Here is a 26,477-nt window from a genome sequence, read left to right as displayed (position 1 = left end):
TGGGGTGAGAAGCCAACCGACCCCCTTCGAGGGCGGCCCGATGGACGGCCGGGTCCTCCCGATCCTCCTCCGCACGACCGGCCACCCCCCGAAGTGGTACGAGATCCCCGTCCCCACGCCGGACGGCCCGCCGACGGTGCTGCTGTACGAACGCGTCCCGGCGGGCTACTCGAAGCGCCTGGGCCTCCAGAGGGGCTGGAAGTACGAATTCCGCCCGACGGGCCAGAAGCCGAAGCCCCGCTGGCCCTGGAAGAAGCCCCCTCGCACCTGACACCGGGTGTCCCCGCAGGGCGCCGAACAACGCAGCTCGCCCCTCCGCCCCTCCCCAGCGGGGCGGCTTGGCCCGTCTCAAAGACCGGGGCTCCGCCCCGAACCCCGCCGGGCTCTGCCCGGACCCTCCCCCAGACTCCGTCCGGGGAGACCCCCACCCCTCAAACGCCGGCGGGGCTGAAGTGTGCCGGGGTCGGGTGTGTGCAGGGGCGCTCCCCGCAGGGCGTCGAACACAAGGTGCCCCGGCCCTCCGACCCCCCGACACGTTCGACGCCCGAGGAGACGCCCCGGAGCACACCCGGCCCCACCCCTCCGACCGCCCCGCGCCCGCCGAGCCCCGGCACGGGAGCCGCCCCGCGCCCGCCGAGCCCCGGCACGGGAGCCGTCCCGCGCCCGCCGAGCCCCGGCACGGGAGCTGGACCCGCCCGCCGAGCCCCGGCACGGGAGCCGCGCCCGCCCGCCGAGCCTCCGGCTAGGAGCCCGGCAGTGAGAGGATCGCCAGCCCCCCGCCCCCCTCCGCCCGGCGGAACTCCAGCCGCGCGCCGATCGCCGTCGCCTGCCCGACCGCGATCGTCAGGCCCAGCCCGTGCCCCTTGCCACCGCCGCTGCGGAAACGCTGCGGGCCGTGTGCCAGGAGGTAGTCGGGGAAGCCGTCGCCGTGGTCCCGTACGGTCACCACCGGCCCGTCCACCGTCAGCACCACCGGCGGCCGGCCGTGCCGGTGGGCATTGGCCACCAGGTTCCCCAACACCCGTTCCAGCCTGCGCCGGTCCGTCTCCACGTGGGCGTCCCGGACGATCACCACCTCCGTGTCCGTCCCCGACGCCCGCACCACCCGCCCGGCCAGCCGCCCCAGCTGGTGCAGGTCGGTCTCCACCGCCTCGCTGCCCGAGTCCAGCCGGGAGATCTCCAGCAGGTCCTCCGTCAGCTGCCGCATCGTCCGGACCCGCTCGCGCACCAGCTCCGTCGGCCGGCTCTCCGGCAGCAGTTCCGAAGCCGCCTGCAACCCCGTCAGCGGCGTGCGCAGCTCGTGCGCCACGTCCGCCGTGAACCGCCGCTCGCTCTCCAGCTTCGACTGCAGGCTCGCCGCCATCGTGTCCAGCGCCCCGGCCACCGTCGCCACCTCGTCCTGGTGCCGCGAGGGGTCCTTCGTCCGCGGGTCGTCCACCCGCGCGTCGAGGTCGCCCTGGGTGATCCGCCGCGCCACCGTGGCCGTCTGGTGCAGCCGCCGGGTCACGCGGGTCACCGCGAAGGCGCCGACCAGCAGCGTTCCGCCGATCGCCAGCACGGACGAGCCGATGATCGCGTTGTCGAGCCCGCTGATCGTGCGCGCGCTCTGCCCGTAGTCGACGGCGGTCGCCAGCGCCCGGCCGTCCGCCGGCGCCGCCGCCCACATCAGGGCGCGGCCGCGGTGGTCGGCCACGACCGTTCCCCGCTGCCCGCCGAGGGCGAGCGCCCGCAGCTCCGGCGGCAGCCCCTCGGGATCCAGCCCCGCGTCGCGCGGCAGGGCCTCGCCCGCCTCGTACGCGCGCGACACGTCGTGCAGTTTGCCGAGCGCCTTCTCGCGCGCCGTGGCCACCGTCTGCCGGGTCACCTCCACGTGCACGAGCACACCCAGCACGGCCGCCAGCGAGCAGCACATCACCACGATGAAGCACGCCGACTTCCAGGTCAGCGTGGCCGTCCAGGCGGGCAGCCGCGGCCTCGGCCCCCGCTCCGGCCCCCGCTCCGGTCTCGACCCCCGCTCCGGTCTCGGCTCCGGCTTCGATCTCATGGCCGGACCGGCGCGGGCCCGGGCCCGCGGTTCGACGGGTCCCGCGGACCCGAGGGCACCCGTACGATCTGCTCGCGCGTCGGCAGCATGGTGAGCTGCTTCTCGTCCCAGGACCAGGCGGTGATCAGCTCGTAGCCGCGGTTCCCGCTGGGCACCCGCAGGACCACGTCCCGCCCGGCCAGTTCCACCGAGATGACGGTCTCCGTGGTCGCCATGATCCGGTTGAGCCGTCCGTCGGGGTCCGCGGTGTACACCCGTACGGACATCATCTTGTCGGGGAACTCGATGCCGACGATCAGCTCGTCCTTGCCGTTGCCCGTGAGGTCCCGGTAGTACGGCGTCAGCACCGGACACGCCGCGGCCTCCGCCCCCGTGCCCTCGCCCTCGTCCTCATCCTTCCCGCAGGCCCTGATCGCGGCCGCGGTCTCGGGCGGCATCCCGTCGGCGCCGACGGCGGTGTTCGGATGGGCCCGCAGCTCCGCCTGGACGAGGGCCACCGGGTCGACCCCGTGCACGTCCTGGTCGCGGACGGGCGGGATCCCCTTGACGTACTCGGGCGGGGCCCCGCCCGGATCGGCGGGCGGTACGGACGCCCCCGTACGGTCGGGCCACAGGTGGACGGGTCCGCTCGCGGTCGGCGTGGCGCCGGCGCCGACGAGCCCGCCGGTGTCGCCGCAGCCGGCCAGCAGCGGAAGCAGGGCCAGGGCCGGCAGGGCGCGGAACGGGAACCGGAAGCGGAACCGGCGAGACGTGCGATGCCTGTTCACAGCTTCCCGTGCCTTCCTGTCCGCGCTACGACGACGTCCGATCTCGTCAACCATATGCGGAGGTACGCCCCTTTTGAGATGTCAGCTGTCCGTGCGCCCGCGGCGCAGCATCGCGAAGCCGAGCCCGGCGGCGCCGACGGCCGCGATCCCGCCGCCGGCCGCGAGCAGCAGCACGCCCTCGCCCGGACCGTCGGCCAGCGTACTCAGGCGCGGCGCGTCGGCGGGCCGGGAAGCGAGGTCCCGGAGGCGGTCCGTGGACGGCTGCTGCGGAGCCGAGGCGGGGAGCGCGTGCCCGCTGCGCGTACCGGTCTTGTGCCCGTCGCCCGCGACGGCGTGCCCACCGCCCGGCGCGGCGTTGTCGCCGACCCAGGAGGTCAGCCGCCCGGTGGAGTCCAGCGCGGCGTGCAGGTCCCCGGCCGCGGCGAAGTCGGTGACCCCGTCACGGCTGGTGAGCGTGGCCGCCCTGGCGCCGTCGGCGGTCAGGATCTCGGCCTGGTACGCGCCCTTGGCGATGCGGTAGACCCTCGCCGTGGACGCGTCGTCCGCGAGGGTCAGGCTCTTGACCAGGGTCCGCGGCGGGGCCGCGGAGTGCGCGGACGAGGCCGCCGGCACCCCTTCGGCCAGCGCGGCGGCGGTGGGCAGCGCCAGCAGGCTCGCGGCACATGCGGTCACGGCGGAGGCGCGAACGAGGGTGCGGCGGCTGACGGTGCTCACGGGAAGCCCTTCGGTGCTGGTCGGGACCTGGCGCGTCCAGGTGTGACCAACGTAGGCGGCGGCCGTTGCGGCCGAGCCCCGGACGTGTAACAGCGAAGTCGCAACGTTCCGTCGGAGTCGTTACACAACCGAGGGATTGTGGTGCGGCGTTCCGGCTGCTCCCATGGACGGCGGGGGGTGAGGGCGATGCGCGGACTCAAGGTACTGCCGAGCGGCCGGCCCGGCCGCGGCCGGCTGTACGTCAACCTGCCCGACGGGCAGGCGGTTGCCTGGTACGACCGGCAGGCCAACCGGATCAGCGTGCTCGCGGACGACCACCGCGAGGCGATCCTGGCGGTGCTGCGCCCCTATCTGAGCGGGACCGTCTCGATCGGCCCGCCCCCGGTCCCCACGGCGGCCGACCTGCGGCGCCTCGCCCTCCCGCCGGACGCGGACCTGGCCCCCAACCGCCCCGGCGAGACCCTGCTGGGCGAGCTGGAACACGGCTCGGCGGGCACCCGCACCCGGCACCGGCTGCGCCAGGACCTCGCCGCGCAGCAGCGGATGGGCGACGCCTTCGACGCCCTGGAGCCGGACGGCTGGCGGACCCTGCACTGCGTTCCGCTCCCGGGCCTCGGCAGCATCGACCACCTGCTCATCGGCCCGGCCGGGATCTTCTGCGTGCGTACGATCCCGGGCCGGCGCCAGCGCGCGGTGATCGGCGACCTCCTGCTCACGGTGGGCCGCACGGAACCCCGCCCGGACCCCCGCTGGATCCGTCGCGCGGCGGCCCGCGCCTCCCAGGCCCTGACCGCCCGGGTCACCCCGGCCCTGGCCCTCGTCGACGCCTCCCGCATCGACAAGGCCCCCACGGTCCGCGACATCCGCATCCTCCATCCCCCCACGGCGACCCCGGACCTCACGGGATCCCCCACCACCCTCAAACCCCCAGAAATAGAAACCCTCTTCACCCAGGCCCGCAACACAAACACCTGGCTCACCGCCAACCCCTGAACCACCAGGGCCGCACGATCCAGCTGGGCCGCACAAATCCAGCCCCCCGCGGGGCCGCACGATCAGCGGCGCCGCACAAATCCAGCCCCGCCGGCGTTTGAGGCGCCCCCTGCCGGGGCCGCGCGATCCGGCGGGGCCGCACAAGACCAGCCCCGCCGGCGTTTGAGGCGCGGGGTCTGGGGCGGAGCCCCAGTTGCGGGAAGGGGCGGGTAGGGGAAGCAAAGCGCCGCAGGCTCCGGCCCGCACCCCTCAGGCCGAGGACCGCTTCCGCGGCGTCGCCGCCTTCTTCGCGGCCGCCCCCGTCTTCTTCGCAGTCGCGGACCCACCCGCACCCGAAGCCGTCTTGCCCGAAGCCGACTTGCCCGCCGCCTTGCCCGTGGTCGCCTTCTTCTTCGTCCCGGCCGCGGCCGCCGCCGCAGTCTTCTTCGCCGAAGCCGCCGTCGACTTCTTCCCGCCCACCGCCTTCGGCGCAGCCGCGCCCGTACCCCCCGCCCGCGCCTTGCTCCGTATCGGCGTCACCTCGGCCCCGGCCCCGGCCCCGGCCCCGGCCCCAGCCTCGGCCCCGGCACCCGCCTCCCCCCGGGAAGCCTTCGCCGCCCGCACGCTCTTCTCCAACGCCGCCATCAGGTCGATCACCTGCCCCCCGGCCGGCTCCACCACAGCCTCCGTCGGCTCGAACGCGCCCCCCGCCTTCGCCGCGATCATCGCCTCGACCGCCTCGCGGTAGTCGTCGTGCAGCGAGTCCATGTCCACCTCGCCCAGCGTCGCCATCAGCGCGTCCGCCAGGTCGAGTTCGGCCTCCCGCACCGACACGGTGACCTCCGGCGCCACCCCTTCCGGCGCCCGGATCTCGTCCGGCCACAGCAGCCCGTGCATCGCGATCACGTCGTCGACGACCCGCAGCATGCCCAGCCGCTCCCGCCCCCGCAGCGCGTACTTGGCGATCGCGACCTTCCGGCTCCGCTTCAGCGCCTCCCGCAGGAGCGTGTACGGCTTCGCCGCCGTCGCCCCGTTCGCCGCGAGGTAGTACGCCGCGTCCATCTGCAGCGGATCGATCTCCTCGGCGGGTACGAATGACATGATCTCGATCGTCTTCGCGGTCGCCAGCGGCAGCTGCGCCAGGTCCTCGTCCGTGATCGGGATGACCGACCCGTCGGCCTCCTCGTACCCCTTGCCGATCTCGGCGCCCGGCACCTCCTCGCCGTCCAGCTCGCACACCTTGCGGTAGCGGATCCGCCCGCCGTCGCCGAGGTGGATCTGGCGGAAGGAGATCGAGTGGCTCTCGGTGGCGTTCACGAGCTTGATCGGAATGCTGACCAGGCCGAAGGAGATCGCCCCGTTCCATATGGATCGCACGGTTCCTCCTGATTCGTGGCAGTCTCATCGTATGACGCCGATCACCATGGTGGAGGGCCGTCGCATCGCGCTCAGCAATCTCGACAAGGTCCTGTACCCGGAGACCGGCTTCACCAAGGGCGAGGTGCTCCACTACTACGCCACCGTCGCGGGCCCGCTCCTCGCCCACGTCCACGACCGGCCGGTGTCCTTCCTGCGCTATCCCGACGGACCGGACGGCCAGCTCTTCTTCACCAAGAATCCGCCGCCCGGCACACCCATCTGGGTGAAGACCACGCCCGTGCCCCGCTCCGACGACCTGTCCGCCGAGCAGGTGGTCATCGCCGACCTGCCCTCCCTCATGTGGGCCGCCAACCTCGTCGTGGAGCTCCACACCCCCCAGTGGCCCGCCGGCAGCCCCGCGGTCGCCGACCGGATGGTCCTCGACCTCGACCCCGGCGCGCCCGCCACCGTCGTCGAGTGCTGCGCCGCCGCGCTCTGGCTGCGCGAACGGCTCGCCGCCGACGGCCTGCACGCCTACGCCAAGACCTCCGGCTCCAAGGGCATGCACCTGGCCGTCCCGCTGGAGCCGACCCCGTCCGCGCAGGTGTCGGCGTACGCGAAGCAGCTCGCCCAGGAGGCCGAGCGCGAGCTCCCCGACCTGGTCGTGCACCGCATGGCCAAGGCCCTGCGCCCCGGCAAGGTCTTCGTCGACCACAGCCAGAACGCCGCCGCCAAGACCACCGCCGCCCCCTACACCCTGCGCGCGCGGGCCCGGCCGACCGTGTCGGCGCCCGTGTCCTGGGAGGAGGTCGAGGCCTGCCGGACCCCCGCCGGGCTGGTCTTCCTCGCCGACGACATCGCGCCGCGGCTGGAGCGCGACGGGGACCTCTTCGCCCCGCTGACCGACCCGGACCGGGCCGGGAGACTGCCCGGGGGCCGGCCGTGATCCGCGTCGCGCTGGCCGCCGCCGTACGCACCCTGCCGCGCGCGGCGGGCCTGGCGTACGAGCCGAAGTTCGACGGCCACCGGCTGGTGATCGTGCGCACGGCCGAGGACGTGGTCCTCCAGGCGCGCTCCGGCCGCATCGTGACCAGCGCCTTCCCCGACCTGGCCGCGGCCGCGCTGCTGTTGCCCGCCGCGACGGTCCTCGACGGCGAGGTGGTGGTCTGGCACGCCGGCCGCACGGATTTCGCCCTCGTCCAGCGGCGGGCGGCCGCCACGCCCGCGCGGGCCGCCGTACTCGCCCAGAGCCTGCCGGCCTCGTACGCCGCCTTCGACGTGCTGGAGCTGGCCGGGCTCGACCTGCGCGCACGCCCGTACGAGCGCCGCCGGGCGCTCCTCGTCGACCTGCTCCTGCCGCTCGGGCCGCCGCTGCAGCCGGTGCCGATGACGACCGACCCGGAACTGGCCGCCACCTGGTACGAGACCCTGCCCGCCAGCGGGATCGAGGGCCTCGTCGTGAAGCGGCTGGACCAGGCCTACCCGGCCGGGCGGCGCGGCTGGCAGAAGCTCCGGCACACGGACGTCCGCGACGCGGCGGTGGTCGGCTACACCGGAACCCCGCGCCGGCCGCTCGCCCTGGTGCTCGTGCTGCCGGTCGGGGACGAGACCCCGCTGGTGTCGAGCCCGCTGACGGCGGCGCTGCGCGCGGAGGTGGCGGCGGAGCTGGCCTCGCGGGCGGCGGCGGCCCCGGCCACCCCGACCGCCCCGGCTCTGGCCACGGTGACGGCGATCGGGCTCGGGGAGGTCCCCTTCCGGCCGCTCGACCCGCCGCTCACGGCGGAGGTCCGGCACACCTCGACCCGGCACCCGCCACCGGAAGTGCTCCGGCTGCGGTCAGACCTCTGACCCGCGCGGGAGGCGCGGGCCAGAGGACGGCCGGATTTTCGGACTGCCGAATCGCCGGATCAGGCGTGCGCTCCACGTCCCGCGTCCGGGGGAGACCCCGGCTGCGGGTGCGGGCCCGGTCCCTCGGGCTGCTCGTACCCGGACTCGCGTTCCTTCCTGACATCGTCGGGATGGCTGGAGGTCGTGGAGCCGAAGTTTCCGTAGCCCTGCATTTCGTGCGGCCTCAGGCCGCCCTCGGGGATCTCCACCGGATCCCGCTCCTCACGGACCTCGTAGACCGCGCCGCCGTTGGGCAGGTGCGGCTGTTCCTCCGTGGTGGGCGGCGGCGGTTCCTTCGCCCGCACCCGCTGGCCCAGCTTGAATCCGCCGAGCAGCATGGCGACGACGACCAGCCCGACGAACAGGAACCACGCGATGTTGAGGAGGATCGCGTCCACGCTCAGGATCGTGTCCATGCTGCCCAGTTTCACTCACTTCATCCAGATCCGCGCATTTCCGCCCCGGATGCCGTACGGCATCCGGGGCGCGCACCGCCGGGGAAGGCGCGGACCCAGGCACGGACCGAAGGGCGGCTCCGGAGGCGACCCCAGAGGCCGCTCCAGGGCCACTCCGGCGGCGGATCCTGGAGTGGTCCTACGAGTTGATGGGCCCAGCGGCATCCCGCAGTGCCCCCGCCTTGCGGGCCCCCAGCACGCCCAGGATCTCGGCGCAGATCGCCAGCGCCGTCTCGGCCGGGGTGCGGGCGCCGAGGTCCAGGCCGATCGGCCCGTGCACGCGGGCCAGCTGGGCCTCGCTCACCCCCGCGGAGACCAGCCCCTCCCGCCGCCGCGCCGTCGTGCGCCTCGACCCGAGCGCCCCGATGTACGGAACCCCCGCCGCCAGCGCGGCCCGCAGCGTCGGCACGTCGAACTCCTCGTCGTGGCTCAGCATCACCACGCACGCCGCGTCCCGGCGCGCCTCGATCAGACCGGCCGCCTCCTCCCGGCCGGTGACCAGCGCGGCCTCCCAGCCCAGCAGCAGCGCCTGCCGCTCGATGATCTCGGCCAGCTCGCCGCTGCCGCCGATCAGCACGTACGGGGCCGACGGATGCGCCTCGACCAGCACCAGCCCGGACTGCCCGTACAGCGCGTCCCGCCCGGGCCGCCGGACGGCCAGCAGCTCGCCGGCCCGCCGCCCGGCGTCGTCGTGCGGTACGTCGGTGGCCCGTACGACCTCACTGGAGGCCTGGTCGGCAGCCTCGTTCAGCCGGGTCACCAACGCCACCCCGACCCCCTCGCCGAGCAGCTCCCACCACTCGGCCGGGATCGCCGAGAGCGGCTGGAGCAGCACTTCGGCCTGCCCGCCGCAGGTCAGCTTCGCCTCCACGGCCTCGGCCAGGCGCACGGACACCTCGCACACCCGCGCGGTGTCCCCGGGCCGCATGGCCCCGGCCTCGGCGATCAGCTCGGCGTCGAAGACCCCCCGGTACAGGGCGCCGACACACTCCCCCCGCGCATCGACGAGCACGGCCCCGGCCGGATCCCGCGGCCCGAACCCCTGCTCGGTCACGGGCCGGGCCAGATACCCCGCCCGCCCCTCGGCCACCCACTGCCGCGCCGTCTCCACCAGCTCACGCATCTGTGCCGCCCCATCCACTCCGAGCTCACTCCCCGCAAAGCGCCAGGTCAACGGCACTATGCGGCCTCAGAACCACCCTAAGCACGCCCCTCACCCCTACCCACCCCCCAAACCCACAGACCCCGCCCCACCTCCCTCGTACAGACCACCGGAAATCCTCCAGTCCGCACCGGCCCGGTGAATTCACGCGGCGCGACGTCCGCCCTCCCGTTGACGCTCGCGTCACCCGTTCGGGGCTGATCGGGGCTTTGGTGTCCCATCTGGGCTAAACGGCTACATACCGCATGGCATGCTCGGGCATCCCAAAACCCCTGCTCCGAAAGGTGTGTTCATGCTCCGCACCACCCCTCGAACGGCTGCCCTGACCGCCGGCGGGGTCCTCCTCGTCACGGTCACGGCGGGTTCCGCGTCAGCCGTGGGCTGGGGGAGCATCACCGTGTCCTACGACGGCAAGCCCCGCGCGACGGCGTACGGCGACTTCCGCAACGATCGACACATCAACGCGAAGAACAAGGTCATGTCGAAGGACCTAGCTGCGGACGGCAACACGGTCTACACGACGGGGAACTGGTACTTCGAGAACGGTGCCGAGGTTCACCAGCTGAACACGCCCGAGCACAACCACACGTACTACGTCACCCACTACCTGAAGCACCCACTCCAAGCCACTGCGAAATCCGTCCGAGGCGGCACCCGGGCCTGCGTGCAGCTCGGCTGGCCGATTCCCGATACCTGTTCGGCACAGGCACTCCCCACGTTCGACTACTGAGACACCGAGGACATCTCGATGATCAACCCTCCTCGGCGTGGAGACCGGACGCCGGACGAAGTCGATCCTGTCCCCGACTATGGCGATGGTGCCCCACGGCTCGATGTCCGCGGTCTCGTGGTCCGCTACCGGACCAGGACCGCCCTCGACATCCCGGAGCTCTCTTTCCACTCCGGCATCACCGCCCTCACCGGTTCCAACGGGTCGGGCAAAACGACCTTCCTCAAGGCCTGCGCACTCCTCCTGCGACCGACGTCCGGGTCGGTGTCCCTCGGCGACCAGGGACCGAACCGGCGCACGAGCCTCCGCCGTCACCGCGAGGCCGTCGGATACCTCCCCCAAGCACCCGACTTCCCAGGCCACTTCACCGTCCGGGAAGCAGTGACCTATGCGGCGTGGCTGCGCGGTGTGCCCCGAAGCCGGCGCGCGCAGGCCATCCAGCACGTGGTCGAGGACCTGAACCTCACCGACGTCGCCGACGCCTGTCTGCGCAGCCTCTCCGGAGGCAACCGCCAGCGTGCCCACATCGCCCAGGCAGTGGTCCACGAACCCGCAGTCCTCCTCCTGGACGAGCCCACGACTGGCATCGACGTGGAACACCGCATCGAGCTGCGCGCGTACCTGGCCCGCATGGGCCGCACCCGCTGCGTCGTCCTGAGCACGCACCACACGGAGGACATCGAGCTGTTGGCCGACCGGATCGTCTCACTGCGCGAGGGCCGGATCGTCTTCGACGGCACCCCCACGCAACTCATGGCTCGGGCCGACGCGGGTGCCACCACTGCGACGGCCCGCTCGGTGGAACAGGCCCTACGCAACCTGAGCGGCGGCGGTGGCTCTGCCGAGGGCGCTGAGGGCGGTGGCCGTTGAACCGCACTGTCACAGGAAGTCGCCCTGTGGAACAGCCTGTGCTCGACCGCGTCGGCGGAGGTGCCCGATGACCACCAGTGCTCCCCTTCTTCACATGCGCCGGTCGCTCGGCCGCACCGCTTTCCCCTTCTTCCTTCTCCTCGTGGTCCTCAACACCCTCCTGCGCCCGATGGCCTGGCGGTACGAGCCCATGTGGGCGGTGTATCAGTACAACTTCACCGTGATGTTGCTCGGCCCGCTGCTTGCGGGCGTGGCCGCTTGGGAAGGCCATCGACTCTCCCGAGCCGACGCCTTCCTCTCCGCTCACCACCGCCCCCTTGCGATGTTGGCGGCAGCTTGGGCGGCACTTCTCGCCTGGTCCTCCGGGGCCTTCCTCCTCGGGCTGGCCCTGGTCCTCGGACGGGTGGCCTGGGGTGGCACCCCACCCACCCTCGGCCTCCCCGAACTCCTCACCCCTCTCCCCGCGCTCGCCCTCCTCGGTCTCGCCTGCGCCGTTGGCCTCACGGCAGGCTGGCTTGCTGGTGACGGCGGCAAGGTAGCGGCTCCGGTGGCGGCGATCGTCGTGTTCCTCGCCTTCCTCCTGCTGTACGCGGGCGACCTCTCTGAGTTCGTGATGGTCGGCGGAGCCACCAGCTCGCTCGTCGGGCTGAGGCCCAAGGCCGACACCCAGACGTCCCAGGTCGCGTTCTACGTGGCCGCCACTCTCCTTGCGCTCCTCGTCGGAGCCTGGAGCGCTGCCCTCCACCGCCTACGCCCGCGACACTTCCTAGCCGCAGCAGCCACCGCCGTGCTGTGCGCATTCTCGGCAGGCCACCTCGCTTCGGCCGACCCTCTGTACCTCGAAGCCCGCCCGGGCGATGTCCGCTGCCACGGCACCCACCCCGAGATCTGTCTCGGCCGTGGTTACAGCTCGTACGAGCCCCACCTCCGCGCCGGCCTCACCCCCCTGGTGCAGGCCATGGCGCAACTGAACCTCCCCGCCCCGGCCTCATTCCGCCAGGACGCCCTGCGCAGTACGACGAACACCGGTCAGCTCTCCCCGGACACCGTCACGGGCGACCGCGAACTTCTGCTCGACATGTTCCTGGGTACCTACTACGGCTCCGACTGCACCATCGAGCCCGGCAGCGTCATGGAACGCAATCACGTCAACGCCCGGTACTGGCTCGCCGAAGCCGTAGGCGTTGCCCCGTATGAGGACCCTGCCCTGGACCGTCGACTCACCTCTGGGACCACCCCCGAGCGGATCTCCGTAGCGCGCGCCGCGTTCCAGGGCCTGGTCGCCTGTGATGGCTAGCCTCCTCTACGCCCGCCGCTGGTGCCTCGGCCGTCAGACGCTCGTGGCCGTTCTGTGCGCGCTGCTCTGGGTCGCGACCCCACTGCGCCTGTACGACGTACCGGCCCGAGACGGCGTGCAAGGCGCCCTCTGGCCGATGGTCCCAGCGCTCTACGCGGCCTTCCTGCCCTCCGTCCTCGCCACGGCGGCCGAGGTACAGGAACGCATCACCCCGACGGCGGCCCGCCTCCGGGCGACGACCACAGCAGTGGTCCTCGCCCTCGCAGCGGCCCTCGCCCTCACCGGCGCAACCAACGACCCGGCCGTCGCCTTCCGGAACACGCTCCTCCTCACCGGCCTGGCCTTCTACGGCTCCTGTCTCCTCCCGCCGGCGGCAGCCTGGATGCCCCCGGTGGCCGTTCCGATGATCATGTGGCTGATCGGAACCCAGCCCCAGGCCCACGTGGAACCCTGGTCCCTCCTCCTACTCCCGGGCACGGTTTCCTACGCGTGGATCATCACCGTGCTCATCACGACAACGGCCCTCACGACGTACCTCCTCCGCGGCCCCCGCCTCTGACCGTCCGACAGGAAGACCGTGCACCAGGCTCGTACCTCCTCGGTGAACGCGGCCGACACCGCCTCTCCACCCCGGACCAGGCTCACCCCCAGTACGACGAACCCACCCGCGGCGTCCCTGTCTATGGAGGTCATACGACGAAGCAGCGGAGGGAAAAATGCCGCTGCCTCCTGGTCCGTGAGCGGGCCTATCGACGATCCGAAGCGCCCCCTTTGCATCGGCCGAAAGTCAGGCGTCGAACCTAGTGAACCGTGTGGGCTCGCGCAGCGTTGCCAGCGCTCCGTCGAGGTTGGCCAGGCGGGCTGCCAACGTCGACTCGGCGAGCCGCACCGGCAGAGCGGCATTGAATTTCAGACCTGACAGCGCTCGAGGGTCCACGGAGGGTAGACACAAGTGCTCGGCGGCTTCGGCTGCCACCTTTCGCCATTCCTCTGCGGTGACATCCTCACGTAGGCGGAGGTAGGTCCCGGTGGGGCGCTGAAGCGGATCCGCGACAGAGGACAACGTTGCAGCCAGCGTGACGTTGGCGCGGTAGCCAGCCCAAGTCCACCAGCGCACGCTGGTGTCCTTGCCGCCGCGCACGATCACAGTCCCGTCGGCGTGAACCAGCTCAGCCCCCTCCTCCCGGGCTTGCGACAAGGCGCTCTCAGCACGTCGCGTGAGTGCGACAGGGGGCGTCGTACCGAGTACGACCTCACGGGCAGCGCGTGTCAGCTCGTACGAGCTCGCCCGCACGAGGCCCACGCCGCCCCAACGGGCGCGTCCGCCGCTTTCCACCGGTTCGACGAAGCACCGGCGCCGGGCCCAGTCGATGTAGGTCACCTGCCAGCTGCGCCCCGCCAGCAGGAGCCGCCTGGGGCCTACGACCTCCTCGGTCAGGAGTGCAGGGTCCGTCGTACCGATCTCTGTGCGGCCGGACATCACGGTGAACTCGGGAGCCGCCGTGAAGACGGCAGTGAGGTCCATGAAGTGCCGGTATCCGAACCGCTTTTCCGCCTCCGGGCCGATGAAGAGCATGCCTCCGTCCTGGTCGAGGTAGCCCTCGGAGACCAGGTGGCGCACGATCGGTTCGGCGGACGGACCGAAGGGGCCGAGTCCGCCCCACCATTCCTGCCACAGCCGGTCGCCGATGCGATGCTCCTGCAAGCACAGGGCGAGCATCTGTTGTGCGGCGATGTGCCGGGGCTCGGGGGGCGCTGTGACCGGCTCGACCCAGCCGCGGCTCCACAGGAGCAGCAGGGCGGCTGCGGACAGCAGTCCGCTTCCGTCGGTCGCGAGGAAGAGGCAGTTGCGCGAGGATCCGGGCCGACGGCCGGTACGGCCTATGCGCTGCAGGAAGGAGGCCACCGAGCCGGGGGCGTCGATCTGGATGACCCGGTCCAGGTCTCCGACGTCGATGCCGAGCTCCAGCGTACTGGTGGAGACGATCACGCAGTCGCGTGCTTCGGCGAAGGCTTCTTCGGCGCGGCGCCGCTCGTCTGCGGACAGTGACGCATGGGACAGGAAGGTGGTTACCCCTTTTGCCCGCAGGCTGGATCCGAGTTCCTCCACCTGGCGCCGGGATTCGCAGAACACGAGCCGCTTCTCGCCTCGGTGCAACGCCGCGATGACCGTTGCGGCATTGGCCAGCGACCCTACGTAGTCGAGCTGCACGTCACCGGGCGGTGGCAATGCGGGTGTCTTCTCCCGGAGATGCGGTGCAACCACCCGAGCAGTCCGTCTGCCGGACGCCGACCCCTGAAGCCAGCTCAACAGCTCCTCGGGGTTTCCCACGGTGGCCGACAGGCCGACGCGCTGGATCGGCCGCCCGACGACGCGCTCCAGCCGCTCCAGCACGGCCAGCAGGTGCCAGCCGCGGTCATCGCCGGCGAAGGCGTGCACCTCGTCGACCACGATCGCCTGGAGGCCCGAGAAGAACGCCCGATGGTCGACGTTCGCGCTGACGAGCATCCCTTCGAGCGACTCCGGGGTGGTCAGCAGGACATCCGGACGATCCCGCAGGATCCGTCGGCGTCGTGACTGGGCCACGTCTCCGTGCCAGAGGGCAGCGCTCCGTCCCAGCCACGAGGTGTAGGTCTCGAGCCGCGGCAGCAGATTGTTCAGGAGCGCTTTGAGGGGGCACACATACAGCACTGACGTGCCGGTCCAGCCCTCCAGCTCCATCCGGGACAGCAGCGGAAAGGACGCGGCCTCCGTCTTTCCGCCGGCCGTGGGCGCGAGCAGCACGGCGTCGGCGCCTTCCATGAGTGGCGCGATCGACTCCTCCTGGAGAGGCCGGAGGCCGGGCCAGCCTAGAGAGTTGACGATGTGGTGGACAAGGCCGGAGTGCAATGCATCCAGCGGGTCGTGGCCCTGTCTGCCATTGGTCACGACAGGTCCAGCTCGACATCGTCGGCGCTGGCCGCCGCGGCGTTGCGCTCCACCGGGCTCATCTCCGATGCGTTGAGGGTGAGGGCGTAGTGCTTGCGCGGGTCGAAGTCCTCGAACTGATCGATGCGGTCCAGCACATCGCCCACGAGCTTCTTGAGGAACAGCCGGGGAGCCACGCCGACCTTCCCGCCGAGCGAGCCCCCCACCGCACGGGCGAGGTCAGCCACGTATGCGTCGTCGGCGTTCGAGGCGATCCGCTCGGGCGCCGTGGAGCCGTCGGCGTACAGGTCGCGGATGGTGATCCCGAGTGAGATCAGGGATTCCAGGGTGAAGCCCGGCAGCCGGAGCTGCACGGCGCGGGGGTTGTCGAACCGGGGATCGGTGGTGAAGTCTGTGGCCAGCCGCTGGGCGAGGGGAGCCAGGCGTTGCGCGCCCTGCTGGCCGTCGTAGAAGGCGGGAGTGCCGGTGATGACGAGGTAGAGACCGGGGAAGCGTCCCGAGTGCACCTCGTCGATGAGCTGACGCAGCGCGTTGAGCGCCTTGTCGCGGGCATCGGAGCGGACCCGCTGGAGCGTTTCCACTTCGTCCAATACGAGGAACAGCCCTGCGTGGCCGGAATCGCGCAGCACGGTCAGCAGCCCTTGCAGGAAGCCGAATGCGCCGAAGTGATCGAGGTCGCCACGTACGCCGGCCGCCCGGCGGGCAGATGCGGCAACGTGCGGCTGGCCGCCCAGCCACGCCATCACGGCAGCGGCGGTGGCCTCGTCGCCCTCGTCCTGGGCCTGACGATAGCCGCGCAGTGCTGCGGCAAAGGAGGGCGCGTGCCGGGACACCTCGGCGAGCCGCGCCGTGGTGAGCCGGTTCACCGCGTCGGAGAGCGCCTCGTCGGATACACCTGCGGCGAGTGCGTCCTCCTCGAGCGCGTAGAACCACGCGTCCACGACGGGGCGCAGGGCGCTGGGCGGGAAACCAGGCGTGGCCAGCCGCTCGGTCAGCCGCCGGTACACCGTTTCCAGCTTGTGCAGGGGAGTCTCGGTCTCGGAGACCTGGATCTCGGCGACTGCGAAATTGCGCCGCTTGGCCCGCTCGCCCAGCCAGCGGGTGAAGAAGGTCTTCCCGGACCCATACTCGCCGCGCACCGCCTTGAAGACCGAGGCGCCGGAGGACACGGCCTCGAGCTCGCCGTCGAGGGCGGACTCGAACCGGTCCAGTCCGGTCGCCAGTAGGTCGAGCCCGCTCTCGGGTACGGCGCCGCGGCGCAGTGCGTCGATGACGTCCCGGCGGCGGGCGGCGCTCACAGTGGCTGGGCGGATCGGCTGGTCGGTGCTCACCTGACCAGTGTTTCATTGGGCACGAGGGTCAGGGGACGGAGCCCGCATAGTGGGTGGCGGGAGAGTGGCTGGAATCCTTCACTGTCGTCCTGAGGCAGTCCGGAATGCCGGTTGACTGTGGCGTGATCACGTTGGTGCAATTGCGAACTGCACGACTAATGCACCAGGTGGGGGAAGGCCAGCGTGTCACTCGACAGTCCTACGCTCAAGGATCTTCTGAAGAAGATCGCGTCCGGAGCCCTGCAGCTTCCGGACTTTCAGCGCGAGTGGAAATGGGAGGATGAGCGCATCAAAGCGCTCATCGCCACGGTGACGCTCGACTACCCGTTGGGTGTCGCGATGACGCTGCAGACGGGAGGTGCACCGCAATTCCGGACCCGCCCGCTCAGTGGCGCCAACGAGGATTCGGGCATGCCCGATCTGCTCCTGCTGGACGGGCAGCAGCGACTCACCTCGCTCTTCCAGGCGCTCTACCGCGATCAGCCGGTGGAGACCGTCGACGACCGCAACAAGCCGCTGAAGCGCTGGTACTACATCGACATCGCCAAGGCGATCGGTGCACCCTCGGAGCGTGACGAGGCGATCGTTTCCGTCCCGGAGGACCGCATCCTCAAGGCGGACGGCCTCGGCCGCGGCGTACTAGACCTGAGTACGACGGAGAAGGAGTGCCGGGCGGGGTACTTTCCGCTGAACGTGGTCTTCGACACGAAACGCGTCAATGCGTGGCACCGGGCGTACGTCCAGCTCGACGGCTCCAACTGGGACCACTGGTCGCAGTTCGAGGACCTCGTCCTCAATCACGTCCAGGCATTCAACGTTCCCATGATTAACCTGCCGGCCACGACCACCATGGGTGCGGTCTGCGCCGTGTTCGAGCGGGTGAACACGGGTGGTGTACCGCTGAACGTGTTCGAGCTGCTCACCGCCACCTACGCAGGCGACCAGGCTCACGTGGACGAGTTCAACGACTACTACCAACTGCCCGCGGAATGGCTGCGGATCAAGACGGACCTCGCCTCGCGCCATCCGGTGCTCGGCAACCTCGAAGCAGGCCTGGACGATGGCCTGAGCAGCAGCGACTTCCTGCAGGCGGTGGCACTGCTGCGCACCTGGGAGCGGAAGCAGGCCGGCCTGGGCTCCTCCCTCTCCTGCAAGCGACGCGACCTGCTGGAACTGCCGCTGGCCGACTTCCGGCGGCTGGCACCGCGCATTGCCGAGGCCTTCGCCTGGGTCGGCTCGTTCCTGCAGGGCCAGTGCATCGTGCGGGGCGGCGATCTGCCGTACCGCCCGCAGCTCGTGCCGCTGGCGGCCGTACGCGCCATCGTCGGCGAAAGCACGGATACCGCGGACGGCGAAGAGAAGATCGCCCAGTGGTACTGGAACGGCGTCCTGGGCGAGATGTACGGCGCGTCCATCGAGCGGCGCATGACCCGGGATGTGGAACAGCTCGTCGGGTGGATCCGACGGGAACCGGGCGTCATCCCAGACACGGTCAGGGAGGCCGCGTTCCTCAACGAGCGACTCGACACCCTCACCACGCGCAACAGCGCTGCTTACAAAGGCATTTACGCGCTCCTGATCAAGCAGGGGGCGGTGGACTGGTGTTTCACCGAAGCCCCGCTGAACGCTGACAAGATCGTGGCTCAGAGCGTCGACGTCAGGCAGATCTTCCCCAAGACGTGGGCGACCGGCCAGCACAGCAAGAAGACCAACTCCATCGTCAACAAGACGCCGTTGTCCTTCCGGGCTAGCCGCAGCATGATCGGACCGCCGGCTTCGTACCTCACTGCACTGCAGCTCGAATCCGGGCTGCGTGAGGAGTGGTTCGACGATGTCATCGCCACCCACCTGATTGACCCAGCCACCCTGCACAAAATGGACTTCGACCTGTTCTACGAGAACCGGGCGAAGCAGCTGCTGGACCTGGTCCGGCAGGCGATGGGCAAGGGGACGGTCTTCCGCGGTGGCTGGGGCGGTGAGAACTGACATGCCCAGCACCCCTTCCCAGCAGCAGCTCCGGGACCTCAAGGGCAAGGAGCTTCCGGTCCTGGATCTCCTCGCACTGTTCGGTGCCCGCCGCCGTGACCCGTCCACCGTGCTGGCTGTCGAGGCGGCGCTGAACGCGGCCGGCCTGTCGACCGTCCCGTACTTCGCGACCTGCGGCCATCACGCCGAGGTGTTCGTCCAGGCTTTGGGCACCCCGGTGACCGTGGTCCAGGACAGTGACGAGTCGGACGCCGACGCCGACCTTGAGGACACAGCGGAGGGCCTGCTGCCGCAGCGTCCTCTGAGCATCGGCGACGTACTCCCGCCCGGCGGCGGGCTGATGGCCCAGCCTCCCAGCGCTTCGCTCGAAACCGTCACGCACTTGATGCGGCACAACAACTTCTCGCAGGTGCCCATCATCGAGGGGCAGAACATTCTGCACGGAGTGGTCACCTGGAGGTCGGTGGCCAGGATGTACGAGTTCGGCCTGCCGCCGACCGTGGCTAATGCGTCCGAGCCTCCTGCCCACTGGGCTGTTGCGCAAGACAACCAGGACTTCTTCTCCCTGCTGCCGATGGTCAGTGAGCAGGGGTATGCGTTGATCCGCGGCAACGACGGAACGATTCGCGGGATCGTCACGGCCGCGGACATCACAGAGCGCTTTGCGGCGACCGCGAGGCCGTTCTTCCTGATCGGTGAGATTGAGATGCGGCTGCGTAAATGCCTCGGGAAAGCTGTCGGCCCCGATGCCATCCGCGCCATCCAGCCCAACAACCGCAAGACCGGACAGATTTCTGACCTGCAGTTCGGCGACTACGTGATCCTTCTCGATGGCCAGCAGCGGAAGGAGTCGCTCCGCCCCCAAGCCGATCAGAACTGGCTCGCACTTCAGTGGCCCTGGGAGGACCGGGTCCAGTTCGTACGAAAGCTCGATCGCGTACGCATCATCCGCAACAAGGTCGCACACTTCCACCCGCAGCCGCTGTCCGGCGAACTGCACGACGAACTGGAGAAGTTCTGCCTGCTCCTCCGCCACTACGTGCAGGACATCTGAGGCGCGTGGGGTCGCCGGATCACAGGCGACCCCACGCGCTCACCCCAGCTCGAACTGCTCCCGCAGTCGCGCGGTGCTCAGCCGCAGGGTCCGCCCGTCCGGCAGCGTCTCCAGCACCTGAACACCGTCGTAGTTGAGCAGCTGACGCAGCACCGCTGCGAAGCCCTCGACCCGGCGCGAGGCCGGCAGATTCACCCGTTGCGCCAGGGCTGTCATCGGCAGCGTGCCGCGCGCGTCGATCAGCGCCCGTACGGCCTGCTCCACCCGTACGAGATCCGGCTTGCGAGCCAGCATCTCCACCTGGGACCCGAAGATCTCGGATGCCAGCAGCGCGCTCACCAGCGCTTCGTCCGGGGAGATGGGTGCGACCCCGAACAGGGCTTCGCCGGTGGTGTCAGGCACCGGCGCCACGTCGAACAGTGAGTCGTGGCTCTTGGCCAGTTCAGCCTCTGCCTTGGTGCGCTTGGCCGGCTTCCTCGCCGCTGCCTGGGCAGGGGCGAGCATCGCCGGCAGCTGCTGTGCAGGGGCATGGGCGCCCAGATGCCACCAGGGCGGCTGCTGGTTGCCGAGTTCCCGCCAGCCCTGGGGCGGGGTCGCCCCGAACGGCAGGAACGCCAGCACCGGAATCGTGAACTCGGCCAGTGCCGCGCCGCCGTGGTATCCGGCCCGCTGAGCGCTGTAGCGTGCATCCGGATCCCAGAGTGCGACGATCTCGCCGCCCGGCTCCGGAGCCACCACCCTGGGACCGGCCAGACGCACTTCGACATCGGACACCGGCTCCCCAGGGGTGCGATGCCGCGCAGATTCCGCACCGGCAGTGTGGACCCGGACCCCGTACCGGTCGACGACGTGGCCGTGGTCGCTGGTGAGGAGCACGGCCCGGCCTTGGGTGGCCGCCTGCCGCAGCAGGACCCGCAGGGCTCCTATGTCGGAAAGCCGCCAGGCGCCGTCACCCAGTTTCTGCTCGCTCGACAGCCTGTCGTCGACCGTGTTGAGGACGACGGCCACGTGCGTGCGTTCGCTCGAAAGCGCATCGAGGAGCTCGGGCCCCAGCCACTCGCCTCCGGTGTCGGCCCGCAGGTCGTCCTTGTGGAACACCGCCGCCTTGTTGTCCCCCCAGAACCGGTGAGTCGGGAACAGCTGTTTCTCCTGGGCCTGGGCGCCTCGCATCAGCCGGGCCGCGAACAGCGAGGTCCGGGACACCGCGGTGATAGTGGGAAGAGCGGCCGCCATCGCGCGGCGCTGGGGCTCGTCGCCGGTGCCGGGCAGCGGATCGTACTCGGCCCAGTGCCGGCGCAGCTCTTCACCCAGCTCGGCAGCGATCGCGACGCTCATGCCGTCGAGTACCAGCAGCAGGACACGCTGCTTGCCCGATTTCGCCAGGGGCGCCACCACCCGCGGCAGGAACGTCTCCACGGTGAGCATCGATCCGGGGTCCCGGCCGCTCTCGGTCCACGCGGCCAGCGCGACGGCGAACTCCCGGTCGATCTCGCGCCGCGCGCTGCGTACCGACGCGCACAGTCGGTCGTACGAGGACTTCAGCACCGGATCCGGATCCCCGCCGGCCTGGACGTGTTCCAGCGCCATGTCCACCCAGCCGGTCTCCGTCACGTGACGGCTGAGTGCCGCGGGCACGGTCGGCGACGCGCTGCCCGGAGCGGTGGCCAGCCACTGCGTGAGCCGCAGCGCCATCTCCGCCCGGCCGATGCGGATCTGTTCGTCCGTACCAGGGGCCAGGTGGTGGGCGTTGAGCGTCTTCAGCGCAGCGCTCGTCTGCTTCGGGGAACCCGAGAGCAGGGCCTCGCCGACCGCCGCGAACCGTGCTTCCAGTCCGGCTCGCAGCAGCGGACTCCTGCGCTCTGCCATCTCGGCGCCGAACTGCTGGACCAGGGTTGCCGCGCGGTCGAGGACGATGCCGTGCAGCCGGCGTGCCGTTGCCGCTGATCCCTCGCTTTCCGGTGAGCCCGTACGACCGGCGATCAGCAGTCCGGAGACGAAGGCCTCGCAAGCCCGCCCGAACTTCTCGGCGAGAGAGTCGAAGGCGTCACCGCGTACCTCGAAGTCCTCGCCGAACCAGCGCTCGGCACGGCCGCGCGCCCGATAGACATCGGCGTCCGCATCCGGGTCGGCGTGCTCCCAGAGGGCCGCGCACAGGAGACCGAAGGCGACCGCGTCCGGGCCGTGTTCGGCCTTGACGAGCGCGAACAGCGCCTGTCCGGCCTCGCCTGCCTGGTCGTCGCTGCCGAGGAACCGGGTCAGGCCGTCCCGCTCGGGTTCGCGCAGTGCCAGGAAGCGCTCCGGACCGCCGGGTACGAGGGACCAGCTCAACAGGGCCGGCACGTCCAGGACGTCGTCGGCGTCGCGTGCTTCCGACTCGTCGAGGTCGGGGTCGTAGCGGCCGATGCCGAGCCGGCGGAGGGCGAGGGCGGTCAGCGCTCCGCGCCGGGACAGCATGCCGCCGGCCAGGGCGGGCCAGCCGCCGGGCGGGGTCGCGTCCAGCAGGGACTCCGCGGCCCAGTTGTCCTCGAGCAGCCGCACGTCCGTGCCCCGGGCGGCGAAGGATTCGCGGACGACGTCCCAGGTGTCGACCGCGTTGATCCGCTGCCGGTGCACTTTGGCCAGCGCGTCGGGGCCGAGCTCGGCCTCTTCGCGGTCGGTCAGTACGACGAGCACCTCGGGGCCGGTGGCTTCCGGCGCGAGGTGTCCGAGTACCAGCTCGTACACGGCGAGCGCGGAGGGTGCGATACGGATCTCAGCCTTCCGGGCGTCCCCCCAGGTCAGCTCGGACGGACCCTCCCACACGGCTGCAGCCCGCAGCAGCACCGTCCGCCGCTTGCCGGGCTTGAGGCGGCTGGCCTGGGAGGCCAGGTACTGCATGATCGTGGCGCTGTTGAGGCGTACCGCGCTGGTGGTGGTGTCGGCGGCGGGCGGGGTCACTCCACCACCCGCCAGGTGATTTCGACGGTGGCGTCGGGCTCGGAGGCGAGCAGCTCGGCCAGTTCGGCGCGCAGCTGGGCGGCGGCCTGGGCAGCCTTGGTGCGCCCGCCGCCGGAGCGGCGGGAGGCCTTTCCGGGTGCGGGGTGCGAGGTCGGGACCGGCGGATGGCTGGTCTCGGTGTTGAGGTCGATCTCATTGGGGCCGGCGGGGAACCCGATGGCGGGCTGCACCGGAGCCTGCGGCTGGCGGGCAGGAGCGGCAGCGGTCTCGCTGCGGTCGATCACGCTGACGATCGCGCGACGTGCCTCGAGCAGGGCGTCCTTGAGGTTCGAGGTGCGCTGGTCGGCCTGCGCGGCGCCGCGGAGCGTCTCGAGGACGGCCTCGCCCTGGGCTCCGTACTTGGGAGCCAGCTTCAGCATGTCCCAGGCGGCCCGGGCCAACGAGTCGGCCACGGTACCGGCCTGCTTGATCGAAGCGCCGTAGCGGCTGGGGGAAACCTGGCCGAGGTCGAAGCCGGCGAAGGCCGTGATGATCTTCTTTGCCTGGGCGGTGCCGCCCGCGGGTCCGAGCTCGAGCCCCTTCAGATGGTCGAGGAGATCGCGGGAGCGCCGGGCGATGGCGAGTCGGCCGTTCTCGTCGGTCCCGTCCAGCCCGAGCAGCACGGAGTGCTTCTCCAGCTCGGTGACGAGCGCGATGGTGTCTTCCTCGTAGCGCCGCACCTGTGCGTTGATCTGCCGGGAGAACTGGCTGACCATCCGGCCGCGCCGCAGCGTCGGCGGCTTGTCGCCGAAGATCTCCCAGTACCGCCGCCCGGCCTCTTCCCAGGTCTCCACGTCAGGCAGCGGCTGGGACCTCAGGCCGTCGACCGGCTTGATCTCCAGCGGCCCGGGGGAGGGGTCGAGCGGGGATCCGCCCCGGACCCACACCCGGTCGTCCATCTCCGCGTACGAGGCGATGACGAGGTTGGCGAGGAAGGTGTCCAGTCCCATCGGCTCGGGCCGGTCGATCCAGTCGGTCAGCTGGACGACACTCAGGTCGCCGGGACCGCCGCTGGTCTTGGCCTCCAGCGCGAAGTGCTCCACCCAGCGGGTGGACAGCCGGAAGTACGCCTCCTTCTGCTGCCCGAGGCCCAGAGGCACGCCGATGCGCCGCATCACGGTGCGGTCCTTGGCGGGGATCTCGGCCTGCCGGTCGCCTGCCTCGACAGCGGCCCGGATGTAGCCGAAGACGGTCTTCGCGTCCGACGGCTTCACGGCCGTCTTGGTGTCGTCGGGGTCGAGGTCGGGATGGGCCGGGTACTGCTGGCCCAGCAGCTTCGCGGCGATGTGCCGGGCTCCGTCGCCCAGCGTCTGCCCGATCGATACGCGCAGCTCAGGGATCTCGATCAGCGACTCGAAGTGGTCGTTGAAGGACACGTCGACGTCGGCGGAGGTCTTCTGCGCGCAGCCGTAGGCCTGCTTGAAGGCGGCCTTGACCGTCTTGGTGAGCGCTTCTCGCTGGCCTTCGAGGAGCCCCTTGGCGCGCGCCCGGTTGTCGGCGTTGAGGTGCTGGGCGTACTGGGTGTCGAATCGGCGCTGGTCGGCGAGCGCGTAGTCGATCGTGACGAGGCGCTGGAAGTCCTGGTAGCGGGCGGTCGAGAGGTGGGTGGGGATCCAGGCCACCGTCCGCGCCGGTACGCCGGGCCGTTCGCGGAGCTTCTGCATGCGGTTGGAGTCGTCGCGCGGCTGGTAGGCGCCCTCGTCGTAGGGGAGGTCGATGACGAACCGCCACAGGCCTTCCTGGCTGGGGGCGAACTCGTGATCCGGCGTCTCCGGGTCGGCGAGGTTGAGGAAAACCACCTCGGCCGTCCGGTTGGAGCCGCGCCAGATCAGCCGGAGCTCGTCGGCGCCCATCTGGTCCAGACGGTTCAGCCCGAGTTCTTCGGCGAGCAGCCGCTTGGCGAGGGCCTGGCGGTTGGACCGGTTGTTGTTGATGTTGGCGTTGGCGATGACCGAGTCGACGTCGACGCCGGCCAGCTCGAGCCGTACGCCGGGGTTGGCCTTCGTACCGGTCGCCTTGATCTCGGCGAAGCGGGCGGCCCACTCGTCGACCTTGGCCTTGATGACCCCGACCTCGGCGCCCGGGATGGGCGACACCACGGAGCCGTGGTTCAGCGCGCCGAGGCGGCGGATCGTCAGATCGCGCAGGGCGGGCACGCTGGGCGCGAGGGAGGACAGCAGCAGCGTGCAGATAAGCCGGTCATCGCCGATGAAGCCCTTGCAGCGGCTGAGGAGCTCCCGGTCGGTAACGCTCTCCGGCCGGTGGCGGTAGCGCTCGATGTCCTCTTCGGTGACGTCGTAGGTGGCGAGCAGGTGGGGACGCAGCTTGCTGCGGTACAGCTTGTCGGCCGCCTTGAACTCGGCCTTCAGGCTGTCCACGAAGGGCTTGTCTCCGCCGTCCGCGATCACGGGGTACAGGTCGCCGAGGGGGATGAGCTGGTCGAGGGTCGCGTCGTCCCGGTGATCGGCGAGGAGCTGGCCCATCAGCTTCAGACCGGTACGGGAGCGCTGAAGCGCGGAGGAGATGTGGACGAGGGTGTCCATGAAGGCTGGGGAGAAGGGGTAGGTCAGCCGGAACGAGTCCTCGTCCGCACCGGTGGTGCCCTCGTCGGAGCCGAGCAGGACGTCCCAGACCTGCGGACCGACCCGCTTGATCTTCGCGAAGGCCGCGTCGAGCTTGGCGGCCGCCTCGGCGTCCTTGGGCTTGAGGAGGCGGGCATGGGCGATCTGCGGGAGGTTGCGGTCCTCCAGCGTGATCTTGTCGAACCGGCCGGAGGCCAGGTTCAGGCTGGCCTGGATCGCGGCCTCGGCCACGCCAGAGGTCTCCTCGCCGACCAGCTCGCGCAGGTCGCGCTGGCGGGCGATGAAGGACACGATCGGGATGGCGCGGCGGGCGTCAGCTCCTTCGACGAAGTTGGTGATCTTGTCGACTTCGCGGGAGATGAACTTGTCGTCGTGGATGCGGTTGGCGAGCCAGAGGATCAGCTCGTCCATGAAGAGGATCAGGCCGTCGTAGCCGAGGGACTTCGCGTGCTCGGCGATCACGGCGAGGCCGGCGTCGAGGGAGATGAAGCCGTGCTCGTCCTCGCCGGCGTTCTGGGTGAAGCCGGGGAACCAGGTGACGCTCGCGTCGTGCACGAGCTTGGCGCGCAGTTCGGAGGGGGTGGAGGGGCTGACGAGGTTGAGGTTGTCCTCGCTGCCGTCCAGCTCCTCGGCGTCGAGGGCGGTGTTGAGTAGCTCGGGCGTCCAGGCGAAGGCGTCGCCCCAGTCATCGCCGTCGTCGGTTGTGGTCGTGCTGTCCTCGTCGGCTCCGGCCAGCCCCTTGATGAACGCCTCGTCGCCCATCCGCACCCGGTGGGAGCGGATGTCGGCGAAGAGCGAGTCGGTCCGGTAGACCTGCGGGGTGGGGGCCTCGGGGTGCAGCTTCTTCAGGTGAGTGACGTACCCGCCGAGGACACGCTGCTCCAGAGACTTCGCGCCGAGCATGTGGTACGGGACGAGCAGGAACCGCTTGCGGTCCACGCTGAGCCACTCGTGCTTGGCGAGTATCGGATCGAAGTCGGTACGGGAGAGGGCGGCCGGGTCGCGACGGAGGAGGGCGTGCAGGACCGCCATGAAGTGCGACTTACCGGAACCGAAGGAACCGTGGAGGTAGGCGGCCTTCGAGGTGTGCCCGTCGAGGGCAGCCTTGATGTATCCGAGGGCGTCGTCGAAGTTCTCGAGAAGTCGCTCGGTGACGACGTAGTCGCGCAGCGCGCGCTCGGTGCCTGCGGGAGTGACCGCCTCGGCAAGCTTCAGGACGAAGTCGGAGGTCGAGATCGACGTCTTGATGTCGATGACGTCGCGGAGCATGGGGGCCGTGGCGGCGGTCGAAGCCATGTCTGTCTCGCGTCTCCTGTTGTCCGGCGGTGCGTACGTCGTCGTCCTGGCGCGGGCGGCAGCGCA

At 70.8% G+C, this 26,477-nt stretch carries 20 protein-coding genes; 10 read left to right on the top strand and 10 right to left on the bottom strand.

Translation table 11 applies throughout. The annotated features are described in order from the left end of the window. Window positions 1–4: 4 nt before the first annotated feature. Window positions 5–271 (top strand): hypothetical protein, encoded by a 267-nt coding sequence (locus ACIPYQ_RS20790; RefSeq protein ID WP_401253097.1) that lies wholly within the window; start codon window positions 5–7, stop codon window positions 269–271. Between the two features lie 471 nt (window positions 272–742). Here the strand turns inward: ACIPYQ_RS20790 and ACIPYQ_RS20785 are convergent, their stop codons facing one another. The 3 genes from ACIPYQ_RS20785 to ACIPYQ_RS20775 form a co-directional block, all read right to left on the bottom strand. Continuing rightward, the gene (locus ACIPYQ_RS20785; protein WP_401253094.1) at window positions 743–2,044 is read right to left on the bottom strand and encodes a histidine kinase dimerization/phospho-acceptor domain-containing protein; all 1,302 of its coding nucleotides are present in this window, start codon (window positions 2,042–2,044) and stop codon (window positions 743–745) included. Beyond that, the gene (locus ACIPYQ_RS20780; protein ID WP_401253091.1) at window positions 2,041–2,811 is read right to left on the bottom strand and encodes a hypothetical protein; all 771 of its coding nucleotides are present in this window, start codon (window positions 2,809–2,811) and stop codon (window positions 2,041–2,043) included. The genes ACIPYQ_RS20785 and ACIPYQ_RS20780 overlap by 4 nt, the downstream gene beginning before the upstream one ends. Before the next feature lie 81 nt (window positions 2,812–2,892). Continuing rightward, window positions 2,893–3,525 (bottom strand): hypothetical protein, encoded by a 633-nt coding sequence (locus ACIPYQ_RS20775; RefSeq protein WP_401253088.1) that lies wholly within the window; start codon window positions 3,523–3,525, stop codon window positions 2,893–2,895. Window positions 3,526–3,711: 186 nt separating this feature from the next. Between ACIPYQ_RS20775 and ACIPYQ_RS20770 the strand changes: the two genes are divergently transcribed. Continuing rightward, window positions 3,712–4,518: a nuclease-related domain-containing protein gene (locus tag ACIPYQ_RS20770; RefSeq protein ID WP_401253085.1), complete on the top strand. Its 807-nt coding sequence runs from the start codon at window positions 3,712–3,714 to the stop codon at window positions 4,516–4,518. 249 nt (window positions 4,519–4,767) lie between these two features. Here the strand turns inward: ACIPYQ_RS20770 and ACIPYQ_RS20765 are convergent, their stop codons facing one another. Further along, window positions 4,768–5,874, bottom strand: coding sequence for a Ku protein (locus ACIPYQ_RS20765; RefSeq protein ID WP_401253082.1), 1,107 nt, complete (start codon window positions 5,872–5,874; stop codon window positions 4,768–4,770). Between the two features lie 31 nt (window positions 5,875–5,905). Between ACIPYQ_RS20765 and ligD the strand changes: the two genes are divergently transcribed. Further along, window positions 5,906–6,802 carry a non-homologous end-joining DNA ligase gene (gene ligD / locus ACIPYQ_RS20760; RefSeq protein WP_401253079.1) on the top strand — a complete coding sequence of 299 codons (897 nt, stop codon included), beginning with the start codon at window positions 5,906–5,908 and terminating at the stop codon, window positions 6,800–6,802. Then, a complete protein-coding gene (locus ACIPYQ_RS20755; protein WP_401253425.1) occupies window positions 6,802–7,704 on the top strand; it encodes an ATP-dependent DNA ligase in 903 nt (300 codons plus the stop codon). The genes ligD and ACIPYQ_RS20755 overlap by 1 nt, the downstream gene beginning before the upstream one ends. 59 nt (window positions 7,705–7,763) lie before the next feature. On the opposite strand, the gene ACIPYQ_RS20750 is transcribed toward ACIPYQ_RS20755, so the two are convergent. Further along, window positions 7,764–8,159: a DUF6479 family protein gene (locus ACIPYQ_RS20750; protein WP_361754765.1), complete on the bottom strand. Its 396-nt coding sequence runs from the start codon at window positions 8,157–8,159 to the stop codon at window positions 7,764–7,766. Between the two features lie 178 nt (window positions 8,160–8,337). Beyond that, a complete protein-coding gene (locus ACIPYQ_RS20745) occupies window positions 8,338–9,321 on the bottom strand; it encodes an XdhC family protein (RefSeq protein ID WP_401253075.1) in 984 nt (327 codons plus the stop codon). Window positions 9,322–9,652: 331 nt separating this feature from the next. On the opposite strand from ACIPYQ_RS20745, the gene ACIPYQ_RS20740 reads away from it, so the two are divergent. The 4 genes from ACIPYQ_RS20740 to ACIPYQ_RS20725 all read left to right on the top strand — a co-directional run bounded on the left by ACIPYQ_RS20740 (window position 9,653) and on the right by ACIPYQ_RS20725 (window position 12,816). Beyond that, window positions 9,653–10,090: a hypothetical protein gene (locus ACIPYQ_RS20740; protein WP_401253072.1), complete on the top strand. Its 438-nt coding sequence runs from the start codon at window positions 9,653–9,655 to the stop codon at window positions 10,088–10,090. A gap of 117 nt (window positions 10,091–10,207) precedes the next feature. Further along, complete coding sequence (locus ACIPYQ_RS20735; RefSeq protein WP_401253069.1) at window positions 10,208–10,960, top strand: ATP-binding cassette domain-containing protein; 753 nt, start codon at window positions 10,208–10,210, stop codon at window positions 10,958–10,960. A 67-nt stretch (window positions 10,961–11,027) separates the two neighbouring features. Beyond that, window positions 11,028–12,257 (top strand): hypothetical protein, encoded by a 1,230-nt coding sequence (locus ACIPYQ_RS20730; protein WP_401253066.1) that lies wholly within the window; start codon window positions 11,028–11,030, stop codon window positions 12,255–12,257. Continuing rightward, window positions 12,250–12,816, top strand: a complete 567-nt coding sequence (locus tag ACIPYQ_RS20725) for a hypothetical protein (RefSeq protein WP_401253063.1) — start codon at window positions 12,250–12,252, stop codon at window positions 12,814–12,816. Before ACIPYQ_RS20730 ends, ACIPYQ_RS20725 begins: the two co-directional genes overlap by 8 nt. A 228-nt stretch (window positions 12,817–13,044) precedes the next feature. Here the strand turns inward: ACIPYQ_RS20725 and ACIPYQ_RS20720 are convergent, their stop codons facing one another. Beyond that, window positions 13,045–15,186: a DEAD/DEAH box helicase gene (locus tag ACIPYQ_RS20720; protein ID WP_401253061.1), complete on the bottom strand. Its 2,142-nt coding sequence runs from the start codon at window positions 15,184–15,186 to the stop codon at window positions 13,045–13,047. Beyond that, window positions 15,183–16,517 carry a BREX system ATP-binding protein BrxD gene (brxD, locus tag ACIPYQ_RS20715; protein ID WP_401253058.1) on the bottom strand — a complete coding sequence of 445 codons (1,335 nt, stop codon included), beginning with the start codon at window positions 16,515–16,517 and terminating at the stop codon, window positions 15,183–15,185. Before brxD ends, ACIPYQ_RS20720 begins: the two co-directional genes overlap by 4 nt. A 183-nt stretch (window positions 16,518–16,700) precedes the next feature. Here brxD and ACIPYQ_RS20710 point away from each other — a divergent pair, with 183 nt between their 5' ends. Together ACIPYQ_RS20710 and ACIPYQ_RS20705 are read left to right on the top strand one after the other, a co-directional pair. Continuing rightward, the gene (locus ACIPYQ_RS20710; RefSeq protein ID WP_401253055.1) at window positions 16,701–18,503 is read left to right on the top strand and encodes a DUF262 domain-containing protein; all 1,803 of its coding nucleotides are present in this window, start codon (window positions 16,701–16,703) and stop codon (window positions 18,501–18,503) included. A gap of 1 nt (window position 18,504) precedes the next feature. Further along, complete coding sequence (locus ACIPYQ_RS20705; protein WP_401253053.1) at window positions 18,505–19,557, top strand: CBS domain-containing protein; 1,053 nt, start codon at window positions 18,505–18,507, stop codon at window positions 19,555–19,557. Window positions 19,558–19,596: 39 nt separating this feature from the next. Here the strand turns inward: ACIPYQ_RS20705 and pglZ are convergent, their stop codons facing one another. Continuing rightward, window positions 19,597–22,434, bottom strand: a complete 2,838-nt coding sequence (pglZ, locus tag ACIPYQ_RS20700) for a BREX-2 system phosphatase PglZ (RefSeq protein WP_401253422.1) — start codon at window positions 22,432–22,434, stop codon at window positions 19,597–19,599. Between the two features lie 56 nt (window positions 22,435–22,490). Continuing rightward, on the bottom strand, window positions 22,491–26,411 hold the full coding sequence (locus ACIPYQ_RS20695; RefSeq protein WP_401253051.1) for a phage resistance protein: 3,921 nt from the start codon (window positions 26,409–26,411) through the stop codon (window positions 22,491–22,493). Between the last annotated feature and the right edge of the window lie 66 nt (window positions 26,412–26,477).

Origin of the sequence: Streptomyces sp. NPDC090045, assembly GCF_044747975.1 — a bacterium.
Classification (GTDB): domain Bacteria; phylum Actinomycetota; class Actinomycetes; order Streptomycetales; family Streptomycetaceae; genus Streptomyces.
Note: the sequence above shows the minus strand (reverse complement) of the source record. Positions and strands in the feature narration are given on the sequence as shown.